This window comes from Pseudonocardia sp. (assembly GCF_050246655.1).
GTDB lineage: Bacteria > Actinomycetota > Actinomycetes > Mycobacteriales > Pseudonocardiaceae > Pseudonocardia.
In genome coordinates this window covers 1-25,850 of the sequence record NZ_JBFWVQ010000015.1, presented here as the reverse complement: position 1 = coordinate 25,850, position 25,850 = coordinate 1, and the positions used below count along the sequence as shown (strand labels likewise).

The following is a 25,850-nucleotide window of genomic DNA, read 5'->3' as shown; positions in this document are numbered from 1 at the left end:
GCAACCGGAGCACCCCCGCCGACCGGAACGTCCGAAGCAACCGTCGGCGGATCCCCGATCACCCGCCGCTCCCCGCCGGGCAGCACCACGGCGTGCTCGACCGCCGACCGTGGCACCGCCGCGGGCCGGTAGACCCCGTACGCCGACTCCGCGGTGGGCGGAGTGGTGGTGTGGAACCCCGCGTAGCCGCCCAGCGCGAGCTCCATCGTCGCGTTGGAGAACGCCCGCCCGACGGTGCGGGGGTCCGGGTCCTTGACCGTGATGCGCAGGTGCGCGGTGGCCTGCTCGTTGGTCGGCGCGTCGGGCCGGTCGAAGCGCAGCAGCCGCACGTCCACCTCGGCGAACCGCTCCCGCCCGCCGAGGACCTCGAACAGCAGCGCCTCGGCGCGCGCCGCCTTGGCCTCGACGTCGAGCCCGGTGAGCACGAGCGTCATCGTGTTGCGGTAGCCGCCGGCGTCGTTGAGGGCCACCTTGAGCGTCTCCGGCGGGGGGCTGCCGCGCGTCCCCGAGATCTCCACCCGGTGCTCGCCGACCTGCGCGAGCCGCGCGGTGTCGACGTGCGCCACCACGTCCGGGCCCAGGTAGGCGGGCGGGCCGATCTCGTAGAGCAGCTGGGCGGTCACCGTCCCGACCGAGACGAGGCCACCGGTACCGGGATGCTTCGTGATCACCGACGAGCCATCCGCGGAGACCTCCGCGATCGGGAACCCCGGATAGCGCCGGTCGGTGATCTCGTCCAGGAACGGGTAGTTGCCCCCGGTCGCCTGCGGCCCGCACTCGATCACGTGCCCGGCCGCGACGGCCCCGGCCAGCGCGTCCCAGGAGTCGACGGCCCAGCCGTGCCACCACGCCGCCGGGCCCACCACCAGCGACGCGTCGGTGACCCGCCCCGTCACGACGACGTCAGCGCCCGCCCCCAGGGCCGCGGCGATGCCCCAGCCGCCCAGGTAGGCGTTCGCCGACACCGGCTTGCCCTCGGGAGCGGGCACCACGGCGGACAGCGCCCCCCGCAGGTCGTCGCCCTCCACGTGGGCCACCGACGCCGCGAGCCCCAGCCGCGCCGCCACGTCGCGCACCGCGGCCGCGCACCCGGCGGGGTTCAGCCCGCCCGCGTTCGCGACGATCCGGATCCCGCGCTCCAGGCACGTCCCGAGGACCTGCTCCACCTGTGTCACGAACGTCCTCGCGTAGCCGCCACCCGGGTCCTTGGCCTGCGCCTTCGCCAGAATCAGCATCGTCAGCTCGGCGAGGTAGTCCCCGGTCAGGACGTCGATGTCGCCGCCGGACACCATCTCGGCCGCCGCGGCGAGCCGGTCGCCGTAGAAGCCCGAGCAGTTGGCGATCCGGACGGGGCGGCTCACGAGAACGCCCCCGGCCTGCGCCCGGAACCGGGCTCGCCCGCGAACGCCTGCCCGATCTCCATCCACTCGCGCGCGTGCGGCCCGACGACCTCCAGCGCGAGGTCGTCGCGGTGACGGCGCTGGGTGATCGCGAGGCAGAAGTCCAGGGCGGGACCGGCGACGCGATCCGGCGCGTCCGCCGGCCCCCAAGCCCACGTCGACCCGTCCGGCGCCAGCAGCTCGACCCGGACGGGGGCGGAGGGCAGCTCCCGCCCGTGCACGGCGTAGCTGAACGCCCGCGCCCCGACGCCGATGTGCGCGACGTGCCGCAACCGCCCGGTCGGCTCCCGGACCGCCCCCACCGTGTCCGCGACGTCCTGCCCGTGCGCCCAGGTCTCCATGATCCGCGCGGTGAGCGAGGACGCCGCGCTCATCGGCGGCCCGAACCAGGGCACGCGCAGCCCCGGGTCCAGGCCGCGGAAAGCGGCCAGCAGGTGGGCCCGCGACGCGTCGAACCACGCCATCAGCTCCGCACCCGGCATCGATCGGTACCGCGCGGCGATCGTGTCCGGGCTGACCCCGCCCTCGGCCACGATCTCCGCCAGGTAGGCGCGGAAGGCGTCCGGCTCGACGGCGGACTGCACGGCGACGTCGTCGAAGTACGCCAGGTGCGACACCTGGTCGGCGATCGACCAGCCCTGCGCGGGCGTCGGCCGCGCCCAGTCCGCGGGAGCGAGCCCGGCGAGGATCCCGCGCAGCTCGGCGGACTCCGCGGCCAGGTCCTCGGCCAGCGCCGCCATCGAGACCGGCACGGCTACCTCCCCGTCCAGACCGGGGCGCGCTTCGCGCGGAACGCCGCCGGCCCCTCCTGCGCGTCCGCCGACCGGTAGACCGGCGCCCAGATCTCCTCGGCGCGCGCGTACGCCTCGCCGCGCCCGCACTCGGCCGACAGGTATGCGGTGCGCTTGGCCGCCCGCACCGACAGCGGCGCGTTCGCCGCGATCCGCTGCGCCAGCTCCTGCACGTGCGACCGCAGCGACCCCGCCGGGACGACGGCGTTGACCAGCCCGACCTCGTACGCGCGGCGCGCGTCGAGCGGATCGCCGGTGAGCAGGATCTCCAGCGCCACCCGTGGCGGCACGAGCCAGGACAGCGGCGCCGCCCACGGCGATCCGCGGCCCACCTTCACCTCGCTGACGGCGAACCGGGCGTGCTCCGCGGCCACGACCAGGTCGCAATGCTGGGCCAGGAGGAACCCGCCCGCGTACGCCACCCCGTTCACGGCGGCGATCGTCGGCTTCGGCACGTCGATGTTGCGTCCGAACTGCGGCAGGAAGTCCGGCGGTGGGATCGCCAGCGCCGTCTCGGCCATCTCGTGGAGATCCCCGCCCGCGCAGAACGCCTTCTCCCCCGCCCCGGTGAGGACGAGGACGGCCGCGGCGTCGTCCGCGACGAACCGCCGCGTGCCCGCCCACAGCCCCTCCCGGACCTGTTTCGACAGCGCGTTGCGCGCCTCGGGACGGTCGATCGTCATCCAGGCGACGCCGTCGACGACCTCGTAGCGGACGCTCACGGGAACATCCTTCGCAGCTCCGGTCGGTTGAGCTTGCCGCTGCCGGTGCGCGGCAGGGCGTCCACCATCTCGATGCGCCGCGGCCGGTGGATGCCGCGCAGGTCCGGGTTCTCGGCGCACCAGCGCGCGATCTCGTCGACGGTGAGATCGGCACGCCGCGCGACGACGACCGCCGTCACCTGCTCGACCCAGCGCTCGTGCGCCGTGCCGATCACCGCGACCTCGGCCAGGTCCGGGTGGTTCGCGAGGTGCTCCTCCACCATCTGCGGGAACACGTTCTCCCCACCGGTGACGATCATGTCGTCGATCCGGTCGACGTAGTACAGGTAGCCGTCGGCGTCGCGGGACATGAGGTCGCCGGTGCGGAACCAGCCGTCGACCCACTTCTCGGGCACGTCGATCCCCCAGTACCCCGGCGTGACCGCGTCCCCCCGCACCCACAGCTCGCCGACGCCGGGGTCGCCCGGCTCCAGCTCCGGGCCACCGTCCGGCGGCACGAGGCGGGTGCGCACGATCTGCGACAGGGGCCGCCCCATCGAGTCCGGGCGCCGCTGCTCGCCCGGGGCGTAGGACACGACGAGCCCGCTCTGCTCGGTCTGCCCGTAGATCTCCACGCCCGCGATCCCGGTGCCGGCTCGCAGCCGCTCGATCGCGGCGGTCGGCGTGCGGGAGCCGCCGAACATGCAGATCCGGAACGAGTCCAGCACCACGGGGTTGTCGACGGTCCGGTTGCCGACGTCGATCATCATCGTGGAGATCAGCCCGCCGTACGTGGGCCGCAGCCGCTGCGCGAGGTCGATCCACGTCGCGGCGTCCCAGCGCGGCATGAACGTGATCTCGCCACCGCGGGCGAGGATCGTCAGGCTCGCCAGCTGCAGCCCGCCCACGTGGAACAGCGGCATGCGGTTGAGCACGTGGTCGTCCGGGCCGATCCCGTAGAGGTCGACCACGCCCTCGACCTGCGCCCAGGTGTTGCGGTGGGTCTGGCGCACGCCCTTGGGCACGCCGGTGGAGCCGGAGGTGTACATCAGCAGGGCGTCGTCGCCGTCCAGCCGGGGGACGACGTCGTGCACCGGGGCGTGGGCCGCGAGCGCGGCGGCGAAGGAGCCGCCCGGGCCGGTGGTGAGGATCTCCGGGCAGCGCTCGCCCAGCAGCGACTTCAGCCGGTCCGCCTCGACCGGGGTGGTGACGACGCGGGTGGCGCCGCTGTCGGTGACGGCGTGGCGCAGCGGCGCGTCCGGGAAGAGCACGTTGAGCGGGACGGCGACCGCACCCCCCTGCCACGTCCCGAGGACACCGGGCAGGTACTCCAGGCAGTTCGGCAGGAGGAACCCGATCCGCTCCCCCGGTGCGACGTCGACCGCGCGCAGGTACCCGGCGAAGCGGCCGGCCTGCTCGCTGAGCTCGCCGTAGCCGATCTCGGTGTCGTCCAGCCGCAGCGCCGTGCGGCCTGCGGCGTCCGCGGCGCTGCACCGCAGCAGGGTGGCGATGTTCACTGTTCGTCCTCCTCGACGGTGTCGACCAGCTCGATACCGGCCAGCACCTGCCCGGTGTCGACCTGGTCGCCCGGCGCGACGTGCACCTCGGCGACCACCCCGTCCACCGGGGCGGTGACGGAGTGCTCCATCTTCATGGCCTCCAGCACCACCAGCGCCGTTCCGGCCGCGACCACGTCGCCCGGCCCGGCGAGCACGCGCACCACCGCGCCGGGCATGGGGGCGAGCAGGGAGCCGGCGTGGGCGAGCGCGTCCGGGTCGGCGAAGCGGGGCACCTCGACGAGCGCGGCGGAGCCGTCCGCCCCGTCCACGTACGCCACGCCGTCACGGAGATGGATGTCGTACGCGCGCCGGATCCCGTCGATCTCCAGCTCGACGTGCCCGGGCGTCGCGGAGACCAGCACGGCCGTGAGGGGCTCGCCGTTCACCGCCAGCTCCAGCCCGGCGCGGCGGAACGCGTAGGTGACCTCCAGCGTCTCGCCGCCGCGGGTGTAGGCCACGTGCCGGGGCACGCCGGGGACGTTGCGCCATCCCGAGGGCAGCCCGGCGAGCACCCGGGCGTCGCGCCGGTGGACGGCTTGGCGGGCCAGCGCCGCCGCGGCGGCCTGCCGCGCGCCCCCGCCCTCCGGGGCACCCAGCGCGGCCGGACCGTGGCGGGTGAGGTAGCCCGTGTCGGTGCGCCCGGCGCGGAACTCCTCCTCGCGCAGGATGCCGACGAGCAGGTCGCGGTTCGTGGTCACGCCGTGCAGCTCGGCGCGGGCGAGCGCGCGGGCGAGCGTGCGGGCGGCCTCCCTGCGCGTGCGGCCGTGGGCGATCACCTTGGCGAGCATCGGGTCGTAGGCGGTGCCGACGACGGAGCCGTCCGTGACGCCAGAGTCGACGCGCACGCCGGGCAGTGCGGGCACCCGGAAGCGGTGCAGCGTGCCGGTGGCGGGCAGGAACCCGGCGGGCACGTCCTCGGCGTAGAGGCGTGCCTCGATCGCGTGCCCGTCGATCCGGGCGTGTGTGACCTCCGGGGGCAGCGCCTCGCCCTCGGCGATCCGCAGCTGCAGCTCCACGAGGTCCAGCCCCGTCACCAGCTCGGTGACCGGGTGCTCCACCTGCAGCCGGGTGTTGACCTCCAGGAAGAAGAACCGGCCCTGCGCGTCCAGCACGAACTCGACCGTGCCCGCGCCGACGTAGCCGATCGCCTTGCCCGCCGCCACCGCCGCGGCCCCCAGCTCCGCGCGCAGCGCCTCGTCCACGGCGGGGGAAGGGCACTCCTCGACGATCTTCTGATGGCGCCGCTGGATCGAGCACTCACGCTCGAACAGGTGCACGACGGCGCCGTGGGTGTCGCCGAGGATCTGCACCTCGACGTGGCGGGGATCGACGAGGTACCGCTCGAGGAACACCGTCCCGTCGCCGAACGCCGACGCCGCCTCCCGCCGCGCACTCTCGACGGCCGCGACCAGCGCCGTGCCGTCCGGCCCGCCTTCCTGCACCAGCCGCATGCCGCGCCCACCGCCGCCGAACGCGGCCTTGACCAGCAGGGGGAACCCGATCCCCTCCGCCAGCTCGCTCAACGACGGGCTCGCGCCCTCCGCCGCCGCGGCGAGGTCCGTGTCCGGGTGCACGGTGGCGCCCGGTAGCACCGGCACCCCCGCGGCCGCCATCAGCGCCTTCGCCTCCGGCTTCGCGCCCATGGCGGCGATGGCCTCCGGCGACGGCCCGACGAACGTGAGCCCGGCCGCGGCGCACTCCCGGGCGAACCCCGCGTTCTCCGAGAGGAACCCGTAGCCCGGATGGACCGCGTCCGCGCCGGTGGCCCGCGCCGCGGCGATCACGAGGTCGCCGCGCAGGTACGTCTCGGCGGGCGCGACGCCCGGCAACCGGACGGCCTCGTCCGCGAGCCGGACGAACGGGGCGTCCGCGTCGGCGTCGGAGTGGACGGCGACGGTCGCGATCCCCAGGGCGTGCGCCGTGCGCATCACCCGCGCCGCGATCTCGCCGCGGTTCGCGACGAGCAGCTTCTCGATCACGGCTCTCGGCTCCTCTCGAGGCGCACGAGTGGCCCGTTCGTCCAGCTGAGTGGGACGAACGGGCCGTTCGTCCTGGATGCGCGGGTGGGCACGGCGCTCACATCCGGAAGACGCCGAAGCCGCGGCGGCCCTCGACACGGTCGGAGTGGACGGCCGACAGCGCCATCCCCAGCACGGTGCGGGTGTCCCGGGGATCGACGATGCCGTCGTCGTAGACGCGGGCGGTGACGGCGAACGAGTGCGACTCCGTCTCGATCTGACGCTCGATCGCCGCCGTCCGCTGCCGGTCCGCCTCCTCGTCGAACGGCTTGCCCTGCGACGCCGCCGACGCCCGCCCGACGATCGACAGCACCCCGGCGAGCTGCGCGGCTCCCATGACGGCGAGCTTGGCGCCGGGCCAGGCGAACATGAACCGCGGGTCGAACGCGCGCCCGGACATGCCGTAGTTGCCCGCCCCGAACGACGACGCCATGTTGATCGTCACGTGCGGCACCGTGCTGTTCGTGACGGCGTTGATCATCTTGGCACCGTCCTTGATGATCCCGCCCTGCTCGTAGCCCGCGCCGACCATGTAGCCCGTGGTGTTCTGCAGGAACAGCAGGGGCGTGTCGGTCTGGTTGGCGAGCAGGATGAACTCGGTGGCCTTCTTGGCCTCCTCGCTGAACAGCACGCCGCGGTGGTTCGCGAGCACGCCCACCGGGTAGCCGTGCAGGCTCGCCCAGCCGGTGACGAGGGAGGTGCCGTAGATCGGCTTGTACTCGTCGAACTCCGAGCCGTCGACGGTGCGGGCGAGGATCTCGCGCGGGTCGAACGGCACCTTCACGTCGGCGGAGACGATGCCGAGGATCTCCTCGGGGTCGTAGCGCGGCGGCGCCGGGTTCGCCGACGGCGCGGGCCCGAGCTTGCGCCAGTTGATGCGCGCGAGGATGCGCCTGCCGAGCCGGATCGCGTCACGCTCGTCCGCGGCGAACTGGTCGGACAGGCCCGAGACACGGCTGTGCATCTCGGCGCCGCCGAGCGACTCGTCGTCGGACTCCTCGCCGGTGGCCATCTTCACCAGCGGCGGGCCGCCGAGGAACACCTTCGCGCCCCGGTCGACGAGCACGGCGTGGTCGCACATGCCGGGCACGTACGCGCCGCCCGCGGTCGAGTTGCCGAAGACGATCGCGACCGTCGGGATGCCGAGCCCGGACAGCTCCGTCAGCTCGTGGAAGATCCGCCCGGCCGGGACGAACAGGTCCAGCTGGGTGGGCAGGTCCGCTCCCCCGGACTCGACCAGGTTCACCACCGGCAACCGGTTGATCCGCGCGATCTCCAGCGCGCGCAGCGACTTGCGCAGCGAGTACGGGTTCATCGCGCCGCCGCGGACGGTGGGGTCGTGCGCGATCACCATGCACTCCACGCCCGACACGACCCCGATCCCGGTGAGGAGCGACGCGCCGACGGTGAACTCCGTGCCCCACGCGGCGAGCGCGGACAGCTCCAGGAACGGGCTGTCCGGGTCCAGCAGCAGCTCCACCCGCTCCCGGGCGGCCAGCTTTCCCCGGTCGCGGTGGCGCTGCATGTAGCGCTCACCGCCGCCCGCGACGACCGACGCGAGCACCTCGTCCAGCTGGGCGAGCACCTCCAGCTGGGCCGCGCGGTTGCTCGCGTACGTCGCGGAGGAGGTGTCGAGCTGGGACTTGAGCACGGTCATGCGGCTCCCCCGTGGAAATGGCCCGCGTGCCGCTCCCGCACGACGTTCTTCTGGATCTTCCCCGTGGACGTGCGGGGCAGCTCGTCGACGACGATCACCGCCTTCGGCACCTTGTAGCCGTCCAACCGCTCCCTGAGCCGGGCGCGCAACGCCTCCGCGTCGATCGTCGCACCGGGCTTCGGTACGACGACGGCGGTGATCGCCTCGCTCCACCGCTCGTGCGGCAGCCCGACGACCACCACCTCGGCCACCGCGGGCTCGGTGTCGTACACCGCCCGCTCCACCTCGATCGACGCGACGTTCTCCCCGCCGGTCTTGATCACGTCCTTGAACCGGTCCGCGAACCACAGCACGCCGTCCTCCCCGAAGCGCCCGACGTCACCGGAGTGGAACCAGCCGTGCCGGAAGGCTTCGGCGGTGGCCTCGGGGTTCGCGAGGTAGCCCTGCATCGTCGACGGCCCGCGGTAGACGATCTCGCCGGTCTCCCCGCGCGGCAGCAGCGTCCCGTCCTCGGCCATGATCGCCACCTGGACGCCGGTGAGCGGCGTGCCGACGGCGCCGACGTGGCTGAGCTGGTGCTCGGGCCGGAAGAGCGTGGTGATCGGGCTCATCTCCGTCTGCCCGAACAGCAGCGCGAACTCGCAGCCGAACCCGTCCAGGCAGGCCCGGATCTGCGCCCGCGGCATCGGCGCCATCGCGTAGACGGCCCGGCGCAGCGACGACAGGTCCCGGCCGGCGAACGACGGGTGCTCCAGCGCCGCGCGGTACATCATCGGCAACCCGAAGACCTGCGTGATCCGCTCGCGCTCGACCGTGTCGAGGAACGCCGCCGGGTCGAAGCCGCGGTGGATCACGATCGTCGCACCGACGACCACCGCCGGCGTGCAGAAGGCGTTCAGCTGCGCCGTGTGGAACATCGGCATCATCGCGAGGAAGCGGTCCTCGGCGCGCCAGCCCGAGTCCAGGGCCGCCGACATCGACTCCAGGTGGATCGCGAGGTGGGTGCCGATCACGCCCTTGGGGAACGACGTGGTCCCCGAGGTGTAGAGATACGACAGCGGCGCCCGGTCCTCGACCGGCACCTCCACGGGGGACGCGTCGTCCGCGAGCAGCGCGTCGAGCGTCGTCCAGAAGCGGTCGGCCGGGTCCTCGTCGTGGGCGGCGCCGAGGCCGGGCGCGACGACCACGTCCGCGACGTCGGACACCTTCGTGACCGCCGGCGCGACGGCGCCGACCAGCTGCGACTCCACCACGATGCCCCGGGCACCGGAGTGCCCCAGCACGTAGGCGACCTCGTCGGCCCGCCAGCCGAGGTTGACCGGCACGCAGACCACCCCGAGCCGCGCGCAGGCGTAGTAGACCGCGAGGAACTCCGCGCAGTTGCCCGAGGCGATCGCGAGCGCGTCCCCGGCGGTGTAGCCGCGTGCGGCGAACCCGCGGGCGAGCCGGTTCACCCAGGCGTCGAGCTCGCCGTAGGTCAGGCGCCGCCCGCCGTCGACGAGCGCGGGGGTCTCCGGACGCGCGGACGCGACGCGGGCCAGCGCGTCCGCGACGTTGACCCGCTGGATCATGTTCCGTTCCACGCCTGCCTCCCTCGTAGGCCTAGTAGGACCGTGGCAGGCCCAGGCTGTGCTGGGCGACGAAGTTGAGGATCATCTCGCGGTTCACCGGCGCGATCCGCAGCAGCCGCGCCAGCCCCCAGTACGGCAGCAGGCCGAACTCGGCGGAGACGCCGTTCCCGCCGTGGGTCTGCATCGCCGCGTCGACCGCCGCGATCGCGGCCTCGGCGGCGGCGTACTTCGCCATGTTCGACGCCTCGCCCGCGGGCAGACCGCGGTCGTGCAGGGCGGCGGCCCGGTGCGTCATCAGCGCGGCGAGCTCCGTCTCGATCTTGGCCTTCGCCAGGGCGTGCGCGACGCCCTGGTGGGCGCCGATCGGCGTGTCCCACACCGTGCGCTCGCGCGCGTACCGGGCGGCCCGGTCCAGGGCGTAGCGGGCGATGCCGACGCAGAGCGCCGCGCCGGTGATCCGCTCGGGGTTGAGCCCGTGAAAGACCTGCCGGAAACCCTGGTTCTCCTCCCCGACCAGCGCGGACGCCGGCACCCGCACCTCGTCGACGTGCAGGGTGAACTGCTTCTCCGGGAGCATCACGTCCACCGGGAGCGGCGTGGCGGTGAGGCCCGGCGCGTCGGTGGGCACCAGGAACAGCGACAGCTGCGCCATCCCCTCGTCGGTGCGGCCGGTGCGGGCGACGAGCAGCAGCGCCTCGGCGGTGTCCACGCCGGAGATGTAGTACTTCTCGCCGCGCAACACCCACTCGTCCCCCTCGCGGCGGGCGGTGGTGGCGAGGCGGTGGGTGTTGGACCCGGCGTCGGGCTCCGTGATCGCGAAGACGACCTTCGCGCGCCCGCTCGCGAGGCCCGGCAGCCACCGCGTGCGCTGCTCGTCGCTGCCGAACTCCGCGATCACCTCCGCCGAGATCGCGGCGGTGACGAGCAGCAGCAGGATGGGGGCGCCCCGTGCGGCGATCTCCTCGCAGACGACGGTGAGCTCGGCGAGCCCGCCACCGCCGCCGCCGTACTCCTCGGGGACGTTGACACCGACGAACCCGGCATCGCCCAGGGCGTGCCACAGTTCGGTGCACTCGCGGCCCGCGCGGGCGTGCTCGACGTAGTAGCGCCCCCCGTACGGGGTGGCGATCGCCCCCACCGCGGCACGGAGGTCGCGCATCACGTCACTCTCGGTCACGTCCATGCCGCTCCCCGGTGAGCACGGTGATTTCTGGTTCACTCATGGTGCACCGTAGCGGGTGGCTGCCATGATGGCCAGATGACCGCCGCAGCGTCCTCGGGAGCGTCCTCGGCACCGTCGGCCCGCCGCCGCAGACCCGATCCCGACCGTCGCGAGCGGATCCTCGCCGCCGCCGCCGAGCTGGCGTCCCGCCGCGGCTTCCACGACATCGGCCTTGCCGACATCGGTGCGGAGGCGGGCATCGTCGGCTCGGGGGTCTATCGCCACTTCCCGAACAAGGACGCCATCCTGGTCGCACTCCTCGACCGCGGGATGACCCGCCTCGCCGACGGCGCCGCCGCCGTCCTCGCGGCGGCGAGCGATGATCGCGAGGCGCTGTCCGGCCTGGTCAGAGACCACATCAGGGTGGCGATCGAGCACCGGGAAATCCTCGCGGTCTACCACCGCGAGATCCACAACCTGCCCGAGGAGCAGCGCCGCGCGCTGCGCCGTCGCCAGCGCCACTACGTCGAGGACTGGGTGCACGCGCTGGCCCCGCTGCGCCGCGACCTCGCGGACGGCGAGCTGCGCCTCGCCGTCCACGCAGCGATCGGCGCGGTGCAGTCGACGCTGTTCTTCCGCAGTGGCCTCGCCCCCGGGCGGCTCGCCGCCCTGCTCGACGTCATGGCCCACGGCTGCCTCGGCGTCGAGCCGTCACGAAGTGAATTTGTGTTCACTCAACCCTTGTGAGAGTGAGCAGGCTCACGGGATGCTGGAAGCCGGCACCGGCGGGAAGGGACCAGCAATGGCGGCAGCGACAGCAGCAGCGACAGCGGCAGCGGGTGGGGCTGCCGGACTCCCGCTCCGCACCCACGGCACCGCCCTCCCGGACGCGACGGCGATCGACGCCGAGACGCTGCGCGGCCGTCGCGCCGTCCACCGCTGGGAGCGCACCTCGATCGGCGACGTCTTCGAGCGGCTCACCTGGAGCCGCCCGGACCAGGCGGCGATCGTGGCTGCCGACGGGGCCTGCGGCGAGGAGCGGTTCGCGTGCGTCACCTACCGGGAGGCCGACGCCGTCGCGAACCGGCTCGCCCATGCGCTCGCCGCCGCGGGGCTCGTTCCCGGGGACCGGGTGCTGCTGTTCTGCGAGAACACGGTCGAGGCGTTCCTCGCCAAGGTCGGGATCGCGAAGGCCGGAATGGTCGCCGTCCCGCTGAACCCGGGCCTCGCGCCGGACGTCGTGGAGCACCTCGTGCGGCTCACCGAGCCCGGCCTCGCGATCGTCGACGCCGAGCTGTGGCCGCGGCTGGCGCCCGTCGCGAACGCGACCGGGCTGCGCGTCGGCGCCACGATCACCGTCGGCGGGGACCCGGTGGCAGGCAGCCCCGCGTTCGGCGCGCTGCTCGACGGGCATCCCGACACCGAACCGGACGTGCAGATCCACGGCGACGACATCGTCCAACTGCTGTTCACCTCGGGCACCACCGCACTGCCCAAGGGCGTGATGCTCTCGCACGGCGCGGTGCAGCTCGCCGGGCTGAACTTCGCGCTCTCGCTCACCCGCGGGCTGCGCCACGAGACCGACCTGCGGGTTGCCACGTTCCTGCCGATGATCTACCACGTCGGCGACGCGCTCTTCACCTACTCCGCGTTCCTCGCGGGCGGCACGCTCGTGCTGGGCCGCCGCCCGCTGCCAGGCGCGGTCGTCGACGCCGTCGCCGCGCACGCCGTCACGGCGCTGTGGGCGGGCTCGCCGCAGTTCGTCGCCGCGCTGGCAGCCGAGCTCGACGCCCGCCCCGGGCTCGACGTCTCGTCCCTCACCACGCTCGTCTACGGCTGGGGCGCGCTGGCGCCCGAGCTGCTGGCGCGCCTGGAGGCGCGAGCCGCGCCGGGCTTCGTCACGCTCGGCATCTTCGGGCAGACCGAGGCCATCGCCTGCCACCGTTTCTGGCCCACCGCCTGGCCCGACGTGCACGCCCGCACCGCGCCCGCGGTCAACTACGTGGGCGTGCCCTGCGGCCTGCTCGCGTCGGACGTCGTCGACGAGTCCGGCGAGCCGGTGCGCGGCGAGCCGGGCGAGGCCGTCTACCGCTCCCCCGTCATGACCGCCGGGTACTACCGCGACCCGGACGCCACACGGGAGGCCTTCCGGGGCGGCTGGTTCCACTCCGGCGACTCCGCCGTCGTCGACGACGACGGGCTGCGGATCATGGTGGACCGCTTCAAGGACATCGTGAAGACGGGCGGGGAGAACGTCTCCAGCCTGCGCGTCGAGGCGGTCCTGCACCAGCACCCGGGCGTCGCGAAGGCCGCCGTCGTCGGGCTGCCGCACGCGCGGTGGGGCGAGGCCGTCACCGCCGTCGTCGTGCCGCGGCCCGGGGCGCAGCCGGACGCGGAGGCGGTCGTCGCGTTCTGCCGGGGACGCCTCGCCGGGTACGAGACGCCGAAGGCCGTGGTGTTCACCGACGCGCTGCCCGAGACCGTCGGCGGAAAGGTGCTCAAGTACCGGCTGCGCGAGGCGTACACGAACCTGTACGACTAGCGCGTGACCTCGACATCGACACCGGACCCCACCCCGCGCGCCCTGCCGGTCCTCGACCAGGACGCGATCACCGCGGTCGAGGAGCGGCTCGCCGTGCACGACGTGCAGCTGCTCTGCGGCACGGTCGTGGACCCCGCCGGCGTCATCCGCGCGAAGGCCGTCCCGGTGGCGCGGACGGGTGCGTTCCACGTCGGCGGCATGGGCGCCTCGCCGAGCTGGAACGTCTTCTGCACCGACAACGCGATCGCGTTCCGGCCGGGGTTCGGGGTTGTCGGCGACCTGCGGCTGCGCGCCGATCTCACCGCCCTGCGCGTCCTGGAGGGCGGGCTCGCGTGGGCACCCACCGAGATGACCACCCAGGACGGCACCCCCGCCCCGGTGTGCACCCGCGGGCTCCTGCGGCGGGCGCAGGCCGGCCTCGAGGAGCGCGGGATCGTCGCGCGGGTGGGGGCCGAGCTGGAGTTCGTCGTCACCGAACGGGTCGGGCACCCCTGGAACGCCTACGGGCTCGGTCCGCTCCTGGACCTCGAGGCGTTCGTGCAGGAGCTCCTCGCGGCGCTCGCCGCGGCGGGCCTGCCCGTCGAGCAGGTGCATGCCGAGTACGGCGCCGGCCAGCTGGAGCTCTCGCTGCCGCCCGCCGACCCGCTCGCCGCGGCGGACGGCGTCGTCCTGGCGCGGACACTGGCCGGCCGGGTCGCCCGCCGCCACGACCTCGCGGTGTCGTTCTCCCCGCTGCCGTTCGCGGACGGCGCCGGGAACGGCGCGCACCTGCACCTGTCCCTGCACCGGGACGACCGACCGTTGTTCTCCGGCGGCGACGGGCCGCACGGCCTCACCCGCGAGGGCGGCGCGGCGATCGGCGGGATCGTCGCGGGCCTGGCCGACCTGATCGGCGTGTTCTCCGGCTCGGTGCTCTCGCCGCACCGGCTCCAGCCCGGGTACTGGTCGGGTGCCTTCGCCTGCTGGGGTCTGGAGAACCGCGAGGCGGCGGTGCGGCTGTGTGCGGCCACCCCGGGCAACCCGCACGGCGCGAGCGTCGAGCTGAAGTGCATCGATCCGTCGGCGAACCCGTACCTTGCGGCCGCCGCGCTGCTCGGGCTGGCCGCGGACGGCGTGGACCGCGGCCTGCCGCTGCCACAGGAGGTCGCGGTGAACCCGGCCGAGGTGCCCGGAACCGCCCGGCTGCCAGCGGGGCAGGCCGCCGTCCTCGCCGCGTTGGAGGCCTCCCCGCTCGCAGAGCGGCTGCTCGGCCCCGACATCCGCACGGCGCTCCTCGCGGTGCGCCACCACGAGCGGGAGACCTACGGGGACGCCGACGTGGCCGGGGTCGCCGAGCGGTTCCGGTTCACGTGGTCGGTGTGAGCGCGCCCGCCGAACTCGACGACCTCGCCGACCGCATCGCCGCCCTGCCGCTGATCGACCACCACGTGCACGGCGCGTTCACGACCGAGATCGATCGGGCCGCGTTCGAGATGCACCTCAACGAGGGCTCCCCGGAGCCTGCCCCGGCGGGCACGACACAGTTCGACTCGCCGGTGGGCTTCGCGATCCGCCGCTGGTGCGCGCCGCTGCTGGACCTGCCCCCGCACACGCCCGCCGACCGCTACTGGGCCCGGCGCACCGAACTCGGCACGGCCGAGGTGACCGCGCGGTTCCTGCGGGCCGCCGGGGTGTCGGACTGGCTGGTCGACACCGGCTACGCCGCCGACGCCGTCCTCGATCCCGCGGCGCTGGCGGCGGCGTCCGGCGGTGCGGTGCGCGAGATCGTCCGGATCGAGGCGGTGGCCGAGCAGGTCGCCGCGCGGGCACCCGCGGGCCGGGACTACGCCGACACCTTCGGCGCGCAGCTGGCGCAGGCCACCCGGGGCGCGGCCGGGGTGAAGAGCGTGCTCGCGTACCGCGCCGGGTTCGACATCGACCTGACCCGCCCCGATCCCCGCCAGGTCGCGGTGGCGGCCGCCCGCTGGATCGGCGCGGGCGGGGGGCGGCTGACCGACCCGGTCCTGCTGCGCCACGGCCTGCACACGGCGCTGCGCTGCGGGCTGCCGCTGCAGCTGCACACCGGCCTGGGCGACCGGGACCTCGACCTGCACCGCGCGAACCCCGTGCTGCTGCTGGACCTCCTGCGCCTGCCCGAGGTCGCCGCCGTCCCGGTGATGCTCCTGCACTGCTATCCGTACCACCGCGAGGCGGCCTACCTGGCCCAGGCGTTCCCGAACGTGCACATGGACGTCGGGCTCGCGCTCAACCACGTCGGCGCGCGCAGCCGCGCCGTGCTCGCCGAGTCGTTCGAGCTCGCCCCGTTCGCGAAGCTGCTCTACTCCTCGGACGCCTGGGGGCCCGCGGAGCTGCACCACCTCGGCGCCGTGCTGTGGCGGCGGGCGATCACGGCGACGTTCGGCGAGTGGGTCCGCGACGGCGACTGGTCGGCCGCGGACGCGCAGCGCGTCGCGACGATGGTGGGGCGGGGGAACGCCGAGCGCGTCTACCGGCTGTGAGGCGCCCTTCAGCGGGTCTGGCAGGGTGACGCCATGCGTACCCGGGTGATCGCCGTCACGCTGACCCTGCTCGCGACCGCGCTTCTCACCGGGTGCGCGAGCTGGGTCTCCTCCGCCGTCGGGCGAGGTCCCGCGGCGGCACCGCCCGCGGGCGCCCCGATCACCACCGGCACGACCGGCACCCTTGCGGCGGGCCCGGTCACGTTGATCGCCCTCGGCGACAGCCTCACCGCGGGCCAGGGCGACGACACGGGCGTCGGGTACGCCGGGCGGCTCGCCGAGACGATCGGCGCACTCCCCGGCCGCGAGGGCACGACGCTGGTCAACCTCGGCCAGTCCGGGTGGGACTCCACGATGATGGTCGAGGGCAGCAGCGGCCCTGGCAGCACCGACGGCCAGCTCCCCCAGGCCGTCGAGACGGCGCGGGCCGCGGCCGGCAGCCCGGTGCTCGCGACCGTCCTGATCGGGTCGAACGACCTCTGGTACGTCTACCAGAACAGCACCGAGGACCCGGCGCCCGCGGCGGACGAGGAGGCCGTGGTCACCACCTACCGCGCCAACCTGGACCGCACGGTGCGCGAGCTGCGCGAGGCGGGCGCGGCGGTCGTCGTCGGGCTGCCGGACGACCAGTCGCTGCGGCCCGGGGTCGCGGACGTGTCGCGCCTGCAGGAACTGCTGCCGAACGTGACCGCCGAGGAGGTGACGCGCATGTCGGCGCTCGCGCAGCGGCTCGCGCAGGTCGCGACGGAGATCGCCGTCGCGCAAGGGGTGTCGGCCGTCGCCACGGACGCTCCGTTCTGGACCGACCAGGACACGATGGCCGAGGACGGTGTGCACCCGAACGAGGAGGGCTACGCGGCCTTCGCCACGCTCTGGGAACCGGCGATCACGCCGCTGCTCGGCTGATCCGGAAGCGGGCGGCACGTCGCGACGGCCACGGCGCCGAGCACGGAGATCGCGGCCGTCACCAGCACCGCGGCGTCCCAGCCCGCGACGATCGCGGCGGGCGCGGGATGGGCGGCGAGCAGCGCGACGGCCGTGATCCCCACCGCGGCACCGACGAAGCGGCCGGTGTTGTTGATGGCGCTGCCGACGCTCGCGAGACCGGGCGGCATGCTCGCCACCGCCTGCCGGGGAAGCGCGGCGTTGAGCACCCCGCTCGCGAGGCCCGCCAGGAGGAGCCCCGGCAGCAGCCGGGCCGGGCCGGAGCTGCCGTCGAGGCCGGTGAGCAGCACCAGACCCGCTGCGACGCCGAGCAGCCCCGCGACGAGCTGGGCACGCGGGGAGAAGCGGTCCGGCAGGTGGCGGGCCAGCAGCGCCGCGACGGCGCTCGTGGCCGACCAGGCCAGCAGCACGACCGCCGCGAGCAGGACGCCGCGGCCGAGACCGCGCTGCAGGACCGTCGGCAGGAACGACATCGCGGCGATCACCCCGGCACCGTTGGCCAGCGCGGCGACGGTGGCCCCGACGAGGTCAGGGTTCGTGCTCCTGCGGAACAGGCGCAGGTCGAGCAGCGGCCTGCGGCGGCGCGCCTCGACCAGCGCGAACGCCGTGACGAGAACGGCGCCGGCGCCCAGCAGCGCGACGGCAGGGCCGGGCCCGCCGGTGCGGGCGAGCACGAGCCCCGCGAGCAGCGCGGCGAGCGCGGAGCCCAGCAGCAGGGTGCCGGGGAGGTCGACGCCGCCCGCGCGGGCCGGGGTGGCTGCGGCAACCGGGGCAGCCGGGGCAACCGGGCCGCTCGGGCCGCGCGAACGGCCCATACGGGAAGACCTATTTCCCGTTCGTGCCGTTCGCGCGTCAGGGGACGGGAGCCACCGCAGTGCCGCGGCGGCAAGCGCCACGGCGAGCACCGCGATCAGCCAGTACGCCGCGCGCCAGTCCCGCAGGACCTCCAGCCCCGCGGCGAGCAGCGGGCCCACGGAGATGCCCACGCCGAGGCACGCGCCCCAGATGCCGGTGGCGCGGACCCGCTCGGGCCCCGCCGGGAAGGCGTGCCCGACCAGGCCGAGGCCGCAGGCGAGCAGGGCCCCCGCGCCCAGGCCGTGACCGATGCGGGCGAGGACGAGGGCCGCGGTGGAGGGCGCGACGGCCGCGACGACGGCGGTGGCGGCGAGCAGGAGCGCCCCCGCGACGAACACGCGGCGCCGGCCGTGGGCGTCGCCGAGCGCCCCGGCCGGGATCATCGCGACGGCAACGCCGAGGCTCATCGAGCTGAGGATCCACGCCTGGCCCGCCTGGCCGGAACCGAGGCCTGCCGCGGTCCCGGCCAGCGTGGCCAGCGGGGTCGTGTAGACGATCGTGGCGAGCGCCGTCCCCGCCCCTGCGACGGCGAGGACCTGCTGCTGCGACGGCTCCACCGGCGACCTCCTCAGTCGGTCTGTTCACCGAACCACAGCTCGGCGGTTCGTTCAACAGACCAACTGTGGGACGATGGGTGACGTGGCACTCGGCAGGGACTACGCGGACCAGGACTGCTCGCTCGCCCGCGCACTCGAGGTCGTCGGCGAGCGCTGGACGCTGCTCGTGCTGCGCGACTGCTTCTTCGGGGTCCGCCGGTTCACCGACCTGCTCACCCACCTCGACATCTCCCGCGCCGTCCTCGCCACGCGGCTCGCCGATCTCGTCGCCGCCGGAGTGCTGGAGCGTGACGAGGAGCGCCATGAGTACCGCGTGACCGAGAAGGGTGCCGACCTGTGGCCCGTGCTCTACGCACTGGCCCGCTGGGGCGACCGCCACCACTCCCCCGCCGGCCCGCGCCGCCGGTTCGTCCACGCCGCGTGCGGTACGCCGCTCGACGAGGTCGCGGGCTGCCCGGCGTGCGGGGTGCGGCCCGCGCCCGCCGATGTCGAGGTGCACCCCGGCCCCGGCGCGTCCCACCGTCGCGTGGACCCCGTCAGCGTGGCCCTGCGCGCACCGCACCGCCTGCTGACCCCTGTCCCCTGATCGACGGGCCGGGTCGGGAAGGGTCGAACGACCCGCCCATCCGGGTCACCCGCCGCGCGCCCACGGGTCGTACGGCGCGTAGCGTGAGGCCCGTCCGCTCGTCCGCCCGGGGGGCCGCCATGCCGATCACCGTCTTCCTGCTCGACGACCACGAGATCGTCCGTCGCGGCATCGCGCAGCTGCTCGAGTCCGAGGACGACATCGAGGTCGTCGGCGAGGCCGGCACCGCGGCACAGGCCCTCGCGCGCGTCCCCGCCCTGCGCCCGGACGTCGCCATCCTCGATGTCCGGCTGCCCGACGGCGGCGGCGTCGAGGTCTGCCGCGAGCTGCGCTCGTCGGTGGTCCCGCCGCCCGCGTGCCTGATGCTCACCTCGTACTCCGACGACGAGGCACTCTTCGGCGCGATCATGGCGGGCGCGGCGGGCTACCTGCTCAAGCAGGTCACCGGGGTCGACCTCGTCGGCGCCGTGCGCACCCTGGCGGCAGGCGGATCGCTGCTCGACCCCCGCGCCACCGCCCTCGTGCTGGAGCGGCTGCGCCGCGGCGACGAGCCGTCCGACCCCCGCTACGACTCGCTGAGCCCGCAGGAGCAGCGCATCCTCGGCCTCATCGCGGACGGGCTCACCAACCGCCAGATCGGCACCGAGCTGCACCTGGCGGAGAAGACCGTGAAGAACTACGTCTCCTCGCTGCTGCACAAGCTCGGGTTCTCCCGGCGCACCGAGGCCGCGGTCTACGCCGCCCAGCGGCGCCCTGGCGGGCCGCGCCAGTCGTAATCCTCCCCGAACCCTCCCCGAGCGCGATCACGTGTGTGGGATCGGCGCAGTCGGTGAACTCTATGTACGCAACGGTGCCTTGGACACCGGCCTGCCCGATGCTCCGTCGCATCGCCGCTCCATAGGGGCGGCATCGCCGAAGCCGTCGAGCCACCGGAGGGCACGTGTCCGCACCCACCACCTCGAGCCCGCCGGGACGCCGGGCCGACCGCACCCACTACCTCTACATCGCCGTCATCGTCGCCGTCTTCGCGGGGATCGTCGTCGGCTTCGCGTGGCCGTCGGTCGGCGTGGCGCTGAAGCCGCTCGGCACCGCGTTCATCGACCTGATCAAGATGATGATCTCGCCGATCATCTTCTGCACGATCGTGCTGGGGATCGGCTCGATCCGGAAGGCCGCCACGGTCGGCAAGGTCGGCGGGCTCGCCCTGGGCTACTTCCTCGCCATGTCCACGGTCGCGCTGATCATCGGCCTGGTCGTCGGCAACGTCCTGCACCCCGGCGAGGGTCTCGTCGTCACCGACGCCACCCGCAGCGCCGCCGAGAAGGCCGCGGCCGGCGAGGCGCAGGGCACCGTCGACTTCCTGCTCGGCATCATCCCGACCACGCTGTTCTCCCCGCTCACGGGCGAGTCCGTGCTCCAGACGCTGTTCGTCGCGCTGCTCATCGGCTTCGCGGTGCAGGCGATCGGCAAGCCCGGCCAGGCGGTGCTGCGCGGCGTCAAGCTGGTGGAGAAGGTCGTCTTCCGGGTCCTCGCCATGATCATGTGGGTGGCCCCGATCGGCGCGTTCGGCGCGATCGCCGCCGTCGTCGGCGCCACCGGATGGAGCGCGCTGGCCGCCCTCGGCCAGATCATGTTCGGCTTCTACCTCACGTGCTTCCTGTTCGTCGTGATCGTGCTCGGCCTGCTGCTGCGCAGCGTCACCGGCATCGGGATCTTCTCGCTCTTCCGCTACCTGGCCCGCGAGTACCTGCTGATCGTCTCGACGTCGTCGTCGGAGTCCGCGCTGCCGCGGCTGATCGCGAAGATGGAGCACGTCGGCGTCTCGCGGCCCGTCGTCGGCATCACCGTCCCCACCGGCTACTCCTTCAACCTGGACGGCACGGCGATCTACCTGACCATGTCGTCGCTGTTCATCGCCGCCGCCCTCGGCGACCCGCTGTCGGTGGGCGAGCAGGTCTCGCTGCTGCTCTTCATGATCATCGCGTCGAAGGGGGCCGCGGGTGTCACCGGCGCCGGGCTGGCGACCCTGGCGGGCGGCCTGCAGGCCCACCGGCCCGACCTCGTCGACGGCGTCGGCCTCATCGTCGGGATCGACCGGTTCATGTCCGAGGCCCGCGCGCTGACCAACTTCTCCGGCAACGCCGTCGCCACCCTGCTCATCGGCAAGTGGGTCGGCGAGTTCGACCAGGCCAAGGCCCGCCGGGTGCTCTCCGGCGAGGAGCCGTTCGACGAGGCCACGATGATCGACGAGGACCCCGCCGAGGAGGAGTCCGGGGACCCGCCGCGCGTCACCGCCGACCGCGAGCCCGCCCGCACCTGACCGGTCCGTGCCCGCTCGTTCCCGCCCGGCCGCGCGCCGGCGCCGCAGCCCGCGGCGCCGGCCCGCGGCGCCGTCGGGCACCCCGCGCCCCCCCATCCCGATCGTCACCCGCAGAACCAGCCAGCGAACGGGGGGGTTCGTGTTCGGCGGGCTCAACGTCGAGGATGACCCGCTGTCCGCCGAGGCCCTCACCAGCTATGTCGAGCGGGTCCCGGGGTTCACCGTCGCCGGGCACGCGCGCACCGGCCGCGAGGCGCTGCAGCGGCTCGCCACCGGTGGCGCGGACCTCGTCTTCCTCGACATCCACCTGCCCGACACCACCGGGCTGGACATCCTGCGGCGGCTGCGCGGCGCCGGGAACACCGTCGACGTCGTCGCGGTCACCCGGGCCCGCGACCTCGCCGTCGTGCGCGCCGCCGTCGCCTTCGGCGTCACCCACTACCTCGTCAAGCCGTTCACGTTCGCGAGCGTGCGGCAGCGGCTGGAGGCCTACCGCGCCTTCCGCAGGCGCGCCGAGGAGGGCGAGCCGCTCGTCGCCCAGAAGGACGTGGACGCCCTGGTCGGCGAGCTGCGCGACGCCCGGGAAGGCCTCACCGCGCCGCCCAAGGGGATCAGCGAGGAGTCGCTGCGGGCCGTCGTCGCCGCCATCCGGGGTCGGGGTGCGATGTCCGCGGCCGAGGTCGCCGCGGACCTGGGCGTCTCCCGCGTCACCGCCCGCCGCTACCTCGAACACCTAGTCGAGACGGGCCTCGTGCACCGCCGCGCCCGCTACCAGGGGGCTGGCCGCCCGGAGCTGGAGTACACGTGGCCCGACGACGGCGGCCGCGATGGCTGAGCCGCACACGCTGCGACCGTCCGGCTGGAGCGTCGCGACGCAGCTCTTCGCCCTCCAGGCCGTGATCATCCTGGCGGTGCTGGTCGGCGCCGGGATCGCCGCCTACCTCAACGCCGACACCGCCAACTCCGACGCGGCCCGCGACGAGGTGCTCGGCGTCGCCCGCACCCTCGCCGCCGATCCCGCCGTCCTCGCCGCGCTCGGCACGCCCGACCCGGCCGCGGAGCTCCAGCCGCTCGCCGAGCGGATCCGGGTGGAGACCCAGACGTCCTTCGTCGTGGTCATGTCGACCGGCGGCATCCGCTACAGCCACCCGAACGCGGCGCTCATCGGGCAGCACTTCCTCGGCACCATCGAGCCCGCGACCCGCGGCGAGACCGTCACCGAGGTCTTCCCCGGCACCCTCGGCCCGTCCGTGCGCGCCGTCGTTCCCGTGCGGGACGCGGCAGGCGACGTGCGAGGGCTCGTCGCGGTCGGGCAGACGGTGAGCCGGGTCAGCGCCGAGATGACCCGCCAGCTGCCGATCCTCATCGGGACGACGGTGGTCGCGCTGCTCATCGCGGGCGCGGGCTCCTGGTTCGCGAGCCGCTGGCTGCGACGATCCACCCACGACCTCGGGCCGCGCGAGCTCAGCCGCATGTACGAGTACTACGACGCCGTCCTGCACGCCGTCCGCGAGGGCCTGCTGCTGCTCGACCGCGCGGGCCGCGTCCAGCTCATGAACGACGAGGCCCGCAGGCTGCTCGCCCTGCCCGCCGACACCGTCGGGCGGCCCGTGGACGGCGCGGGGCTCCCCGACGCCCTCGGCGCGGCCCTGGCCACCGGCGCCGACCGCACCGACGAGATCTTCCTCGCGGGCGACCGCGTGGTCGTCGTCAACCAGGCGGCCGCCCGCTGGGCCGGCCACCACCTCGGCACCGTCGTGACGCTGCGCGACCACACCGAGCTGCGCGCCCTGGTCAGCGAGCTGGAGACCATCCGGGGGTTCGCCGACGCGCTGAGTGCCCAGGCCCACGAGTCGGCCAACCAGATGCACACCGTCGTCTCCCTCATCGAGCTCGGCCGTCCCGAGGAGGCGGTCGAGTTCGCCACCGGGCGGCTCGCGCAGACCCAGGCCCTCACCGATCTCGTCCTCGGCGGGATCGGCGAGCCCACCGTCGCCGCGCTCGTGCTGGGCAAGCACTCCGAGGCCGCCGAGCGGGGTGTGGAGCTGCACGTCGACCACGACGTGGAGTTCCCGGCGGGCAGCACGGACCCGCGCGACCTCGTCACCATCGTGGGCAACCTGCTGGACAACGCGATCGACGCCGCGGCCGTGACGGCCTCGACCGAGCCGTCCGCCGGTGCGCAGCGGCCGTGGGTCCGCTTCGCGGCCGAACCGGACGGGTCGGCGCTGCACCTCGAGATCACCGACAGCGGGCCGGGGCTCGCCGATGCCGACCGCGCCTTCGACCGGGGGTGGTCGACCAAGGCGGGCGGGGTGGGTGCGGCGGGTGTCGCAGGCGCGGTGGGCCCGGCGGGTGCGGTGGGTATCGCAGGCGCGGCGGGCCCGGCCGGCGCGGCCGACGGGGTGGGTGCGGCTAGCGCGGCGAGTGCGGCGAGTGCGGCGGGCGCGGTGGGCTCGGCGGGTGCGGCCGGCGCGGCGAGTGCGGCGGGCGCGGTGGGCTCGGCCGGCGCGGTAGGCGCGGCGGGCCCGGCGGGCGCGGTAGGCCCGGCCGGCGCGGCGGAAGGCGGGCCGGGGCGCCTGCACGGCCGCGGCCTCGGGCTCGCCCTGGTGGCGCAGGCGGTCCGCCGCCACGGCGGCACGGTCACCGCCCGCAACGGCTGCTCCGGCGGGGACTTCGGGACCGGCGGCGCGGTCTTCACCGTGCACCTGCCCCGCCACCGCGAGGAGCACCTTCTCCCGCGGTGACGCCGGGATCCGGCGGCCGCGGGCCGTCCCCGCGCACAGGACGTCACCGTGCGAGCAGCGTGTGCCGCCGCAGTGGGTCCGGGTGCGTCGTGGCACACACGTGCGAAAAGCGTGGGTGCCGAGACAGTGGGGTGCCGCGCGGCAGCACAGACGTGCGAGCGGTGGCACACACTCCCACGCGGCGGCACACACCGCCGGCGGCATGTGCGAGCACCGCACGCTGTGTGCGACCACCGAGGCCCGCGCCGCGCGGCGCGGGTCGGGCGGCGCGGGTCGGGCGGCGCGGGCTGCGGGGGCCGGGCGTCGGGACCACGACCGCGACCGCGACCGCGAGAAGGGTGTGCCGGCGCGCCGAGGGTCGGAGCCGCGGGAGTTGGGGGCCGTGGCGGCCGGGCCCGCGCGGCGGCACACACGTGCGAGCGGTCGCACACACCCCCACGCGGCGGCACACACCGCCGGCAGCATGTGCGAGCACCGCACGCTGTGTGCGAGCACCTCGGAGCCGGGGCCGCGAGGAGTGCCGGGCCGCGGACTGCGGGGGCTGCGGGGCCCCGACCGCGACAAGGTGTGCCGGCACCGTGGGTCGGAGCCGCGGGTGTCGAGGCCACAGCGGCCGGGCCCGCGCGGCGGCACACTCGTGCGAGCGGTCGCCCACACCCCCGCGCGCTGGCACACACCGCCGGCAGCATGTGCGAGCACCACGGGCTGTGTGCGACCACCGCGGGGCCGGGGCCGCGAGGGGCGCCGGGCCGCGGGGTGCCGGGCCGCGGGCTGCAACCGCCGGCCGTGACCCGGGCCGGGGCCGTGACCGCGACCGGGTGTGCCGGCAGCGCGGGTCGGGGCCGCGGGGTCGGGGCCGCGGGGGCGGGGCCGCGGCGGCGTCGACGGGCGGCTGGCACACACCCCGCGCGACGGTGCACACCGCCGGTGGCGCGTGCACACGTCGGACGTATGCACGGCGACGTCGGGGTGTGCACCGCGCGCGACAGTACGCACGGCGCGCGACGGTGTGCACGGCGCGCGTCGGGGTGTGCACCGCGCGCGACAGTACGCACGGCGCGCGTCGGGGTGTGCACGGCGCGCGACCGTACGCACGGCGCGCGACCGTGTGCACGGCGCGACGGCGTGCACAGCGCGAGGCAGTGAGCACAGCGCGACGGTCAGCACCGCCCGGGCCCAGCCCGGGACCATCGCCGCCCCGCACCGGGCCCACCGGTGCTGGCGCCCCGCCGCCGGGGCGGCCAGGCTGGTCACATGGACACCCACGAACCCACCCCGCTTCGCCGCAGCTCGAACCGTCTCCTCGGCGGGGTCTGCGCCGGTCTCGCCGAACGCTTCGGCGTGGACCCGCTGCTCGTCCGGATCGCCGTGGTCGTGCTCGGGATCTTCTCGTCGGGCCTCGTGCTGCTGGCCTACCTCATCGCCTGGGTCGTGATCCCGGGGCCGGCACCGTCCACGACGAGCGGTGCCGCCCCGACGGCCCGGCTCTACAACCCGTCGCCGGTACCGGTCGACCCGAAGCAGGCGTGGAACGCCGTCGGTGACGAGCTGCGCAACCTCGTCGGCGCCGTGCGGACCCCGTCGCCGCAGGCCGAGCCGGGGCGGGAGAAGCCGCGCTCGCCGCTGGACGCCGTGGACCGCGCCGCCACCGAGGCGGGCGACCGGCTGCGGACCCCCGAGGTGCGGGAGTCCGCCGGACGGCTCGCCGAGGGCCTCTCCACCGCCGTGACCAGCAGCGTCGACGAGATCGGGCGGAAGGTGAAGCGCTCGACCTGATCGCCGGTCAGACCACGAGCGGCGTGTCCGGGAAGTAGCCGCTGCACCCGGACAGGCCGCGGTCGAAGCCGTACTGCACGGCCTGGGCGCGCTCCTGCACGGTCCCGTGGTCGCGGTTCATGTCGGACTCCGCGGACGCGATGAGCGGCAGGATCGCCCCGATGT

At 74.8% G+C, this 25,850-nt stretch carries 20 protein-coding genes; 11 read left to right on the top strand and 9 right to left on the bottom strand.

Features of this window, described 5'->3' with window-relative positions; all coding sequences use genetic code 11:
* The 8 genes from AB7J25_RS07940 to AB7J25_RS07905 all read right to left on the bottom strand — a co-directional run.
* Positions 1 to 1,361, bottom strand: a 1,361-nt coding sequence (locus AB7J25_RS07940; protein WP_428506627.1) for an acyclic terpene utilization AtuA family protein, incomplete at its 3' end; no start/stop codon positions are given.
* Positions 1,358 to 2,152 (bottom strand): TIGR03084 family metal-binding protein, encoded by a 795-nt coding sequence (locus AB7J25_RS07935; RefSeq protein WP_428506625.1) that lies wholly within the window; start codon positions 2,150 to 2,152, stop codon positions 1,358 to 1,360. The genes AB7J25_RS07935 and AB7J25_RS07940, both read right to left, overlap by 4 nt.
* A gap of 2 nt (positions 2,153 to 2,154) precedes the next feature.
* Positions 2,155 to 2,874 (bottom strand): enoyl-CoA hydratase/isomerase family protein, encoded by a 720-nt coding sequence (locus AB7J25_RS07930; RefSeq protein ID WP_428506735.1) that lies wholly within the window; start codon positions 2,872 to 2,874, stop codon positions 2,155 to 2,157.
* Positions 2,875 to 2,909: 35 nt separating this feature from the next.
* Positions 2,910 to 4,409: a class I adenylate-forming enzyme family protein gene (locus tag AB7J25_RS07925; RefSeq protein WP_428506623.1), complete on the bottom strand. Its 1,500-nt coding sequence runs from the start codon at positions 4,407 to 4,409 to the stop codon at positions 2,910 to 2,912.
* Positions 4,406 to 6,430 (bottom strand): biotin carboxylase N-terminal domain-containing protein, encoded by a 2,025-nt coding sequence (locus AB7J25_RS07920; RefSeq protein WP_428506621.1) that lies wholly within the window; start codon positions 6,428 to 6,430, stop codon positions 4,406 to 4,408. Before AB7J25_RS07920 ends, AB7J25_RS07925 begins: the two co-directional genes overlap by 4 nt.
* A gap of 97 nt (positions 6,431 to 6,527) precedes the next feature.
* Positions 6,528 to 8,126, bottom strand: coding sequence for an acyl-CoA carboxylase subunit beta (locus tag AB7J25_RS07915; protein ID WP_428506619.1), 1,599 nt, complete (start codon positions 8,124 to 8,126; stop codon positions 6,528 to 6,530).
* A complete protein-coding gene (locus AB7J25_RS07910) occupies positions 8,123 to 9,697 on the bottom strand; it encodes an AMP-binding protein (protein ID WP_428506733.1) in 1,575 nt (524 codons plus the stop codon). The genes AB7J25_RS07915 and AB7J25_RS07910 overlap by 4 nt, the downstream gene beginning before the upstream one ends.
* Before the next feature lie 31 nt (positions 9,698 to 9,728).
* Positions 9,729 to 10,880 (bottom strand): acyl-CoA dehydrogenase family protein, encoded by a 1,152-nt coding sequence (locus AB7J25_RS07905; RefSeq protein ID WP_428506617.1) that lies wholly within the window; start codon positions 10,878 to 10,880, stop codon positions 9,729 to 9,731.
* Between the two features lie 75 nt (positions 10,881 to 10,955).
* On the opposite strand from AB7J25_RS07905, the gene AB7J25_RS07900 reads away from it, so the two are divergent.
* Genes AB7J25_RS07900 through AB7J25_RS07880 form a run of 5 tightly spaced genes read left to right on the top strand, consistent with a single transcriptional unit; the run spans position 10,956 to position 16,805 of the window.
* Positions 10,956 to 11,606, top strand: coding sequence for a TetR/AcrR family transcriptional regulator (locus AB7J25_RS07900; protein WP_428506615.1), 651 nt, complete (start codon positions 10,956 to 10,958; stop codon positions 11,604 to 11,606).
* 55 nt (positions 11,607 to 11,661) lie between these two features.
* Entirely contained in the window at positions 11,662 to 13,401 is a 1,740-nt protein-coding gene (locus tag AB7J25_RS07895) for an AMP-binding protein (RefSeq protein WP_428506613.1), read from the top strand.
* A gap of 3 nt (positions 13,402 to 13,404) precedes the next feature.
* On the top strand, positions 13,405 to 14,763 hold the full coding sequence (locus tag AB7J25_RS07890) for a glutamine synthetase family protein (protein WP_428506611.1): 1,359 nt from the start codon (positions 13,405 to 13,407) through the stop codon (positions 14,761 to 14,763).
* On the top strand, positions 14,760 to 15,899 hold the full coding sequence (locus AB7J25_RS07885) for an amidohydrolase family protein (RefSeq protein ID WP_428506609.1): 1,140 nt from the start codon (positions 14,760 to 14,762) through the stop codon (positions 15,897 to 15,899). Before AB7J25_RS07890 ends, AB7J25_RS07885 begins: the two co-directional genes overlap by 4 nt.
* A 33-nt stretch (positions 15,900 to 15,932) precedes the next feature.
* Entirely contained in the window at positions 15,933 to 16,805 is an 873-nt protein-coding gene (locus tag AB7J25_RS07880; RefSeq protein ID WP_428506608.1) for an SGNH/GDSL hydrolase family protein, read from the top strand.
* Here AB7J25_RS07880 and AB7J25_RS07875 read toward each other — a convergent pair.
* Positions 16,751 to 18,256: an MFS transporter gene (locus AB7J25_RS07875; protein WP_428506606.1), complete on the bottom strand. Its 1,506-nt coding sequence runs from the start codon at positions 18,254 to 18,256 to the stop codon at positions 16,751 to 16,753. The two genes, AB7J25_RS07880 and AB7J25_RS07875, sit on opposite strands and share 55 nt — an antisense overlap.
* Before the next feature lie 82 nt (positions 18,257 to 18,338).
* Between AB7J25_RS07875 and AB7J25_RS07870 the strand changes: the two genes are divergently transcribed.
* The 6 genes from AB7J25_RS07870 to AB7J25_RS07845 all read left to right on the top strand — a co-directional run bounded on the left by AB7J25_RS07870 (position 18,339) and on the right by AB7J25_RS07845 (position 25,685).
* On the top strand, positions 18,339 to 18,842 hold the full coding sequence (locus AB7J25_RS07870) for a winged helix-turn-helix transcriptional regulator (RefSeq protein ID WP_428506604.1): 504 nt from the start codon (positions 18,339 to 18,341) through the stop codon (positions 18,840 to 18,842).
* 119 nt (positions 18,843 to 18,961) lie between these two features.
* Positions 18,962 to 19,618 carry a response regulator gene (locus AB7J25_RS07865; protein ID WP_428506602.1) on the top strand — a complete coding sequence of 219 codons (657 nt, stop codon included), beginning with the start codon at positions 18,962 to 18,964 and terminating at the stop codon, positions 19,616 to 19,618.
* Between the two features lie 164 nt (positions 19,619 to 19,782).
* Positions 19,783 to 21,162, top strand: a complete 1,380-nt coding sequence (locus tag AB7J25_RS07860) for a cation:dicarboxylate symporter family transporter (RefSeq protein WP_428506600.1) — start codon at positions 19,783 to 19,785, stop codon at positions 21,160 to 21,162.
* 139 nt (positions 21,163 to 21,301) lie between these two features.
* A complete protein-coding gene (locus AB7J25_RS07855) occupies positions 21,302 to 21,997 on the top strand; it encodes a response regulator (protein ID WP_428506598.1) in 696 nt (231 codons plus the stop codon).
* Positions 21,990 to 23,909, top strand: coding sequence for a sensor histidine kinase (locus AB7J25_RS07850; RefSeq protein WP_428506596.1), 1,920 nt, complete (start codon positions 21,990 to 21,992; stop codon positions 23,907 to 23,909). The genes AB7J25_RS07855 and AB7J25_RS07850 overlap by 8 nt, the downstream gene beginning before the upstream one ends.
* A 1,254-nt stretch (positions 23,910 to 25,163) precedes the next feature.
* Positions 25,164 to 25,685, top strand: a complete 522-nt coding sequence (locus AB7J25_RS07845; protein WP_428506594.1) for a PspC domain-containing protein — start codon at positions 25,164 to 25,166, stop codon at positions 25,683 to 25,685.
* Positions 25,686 to 25,850 lie beyond the last annotated feature (165 nt).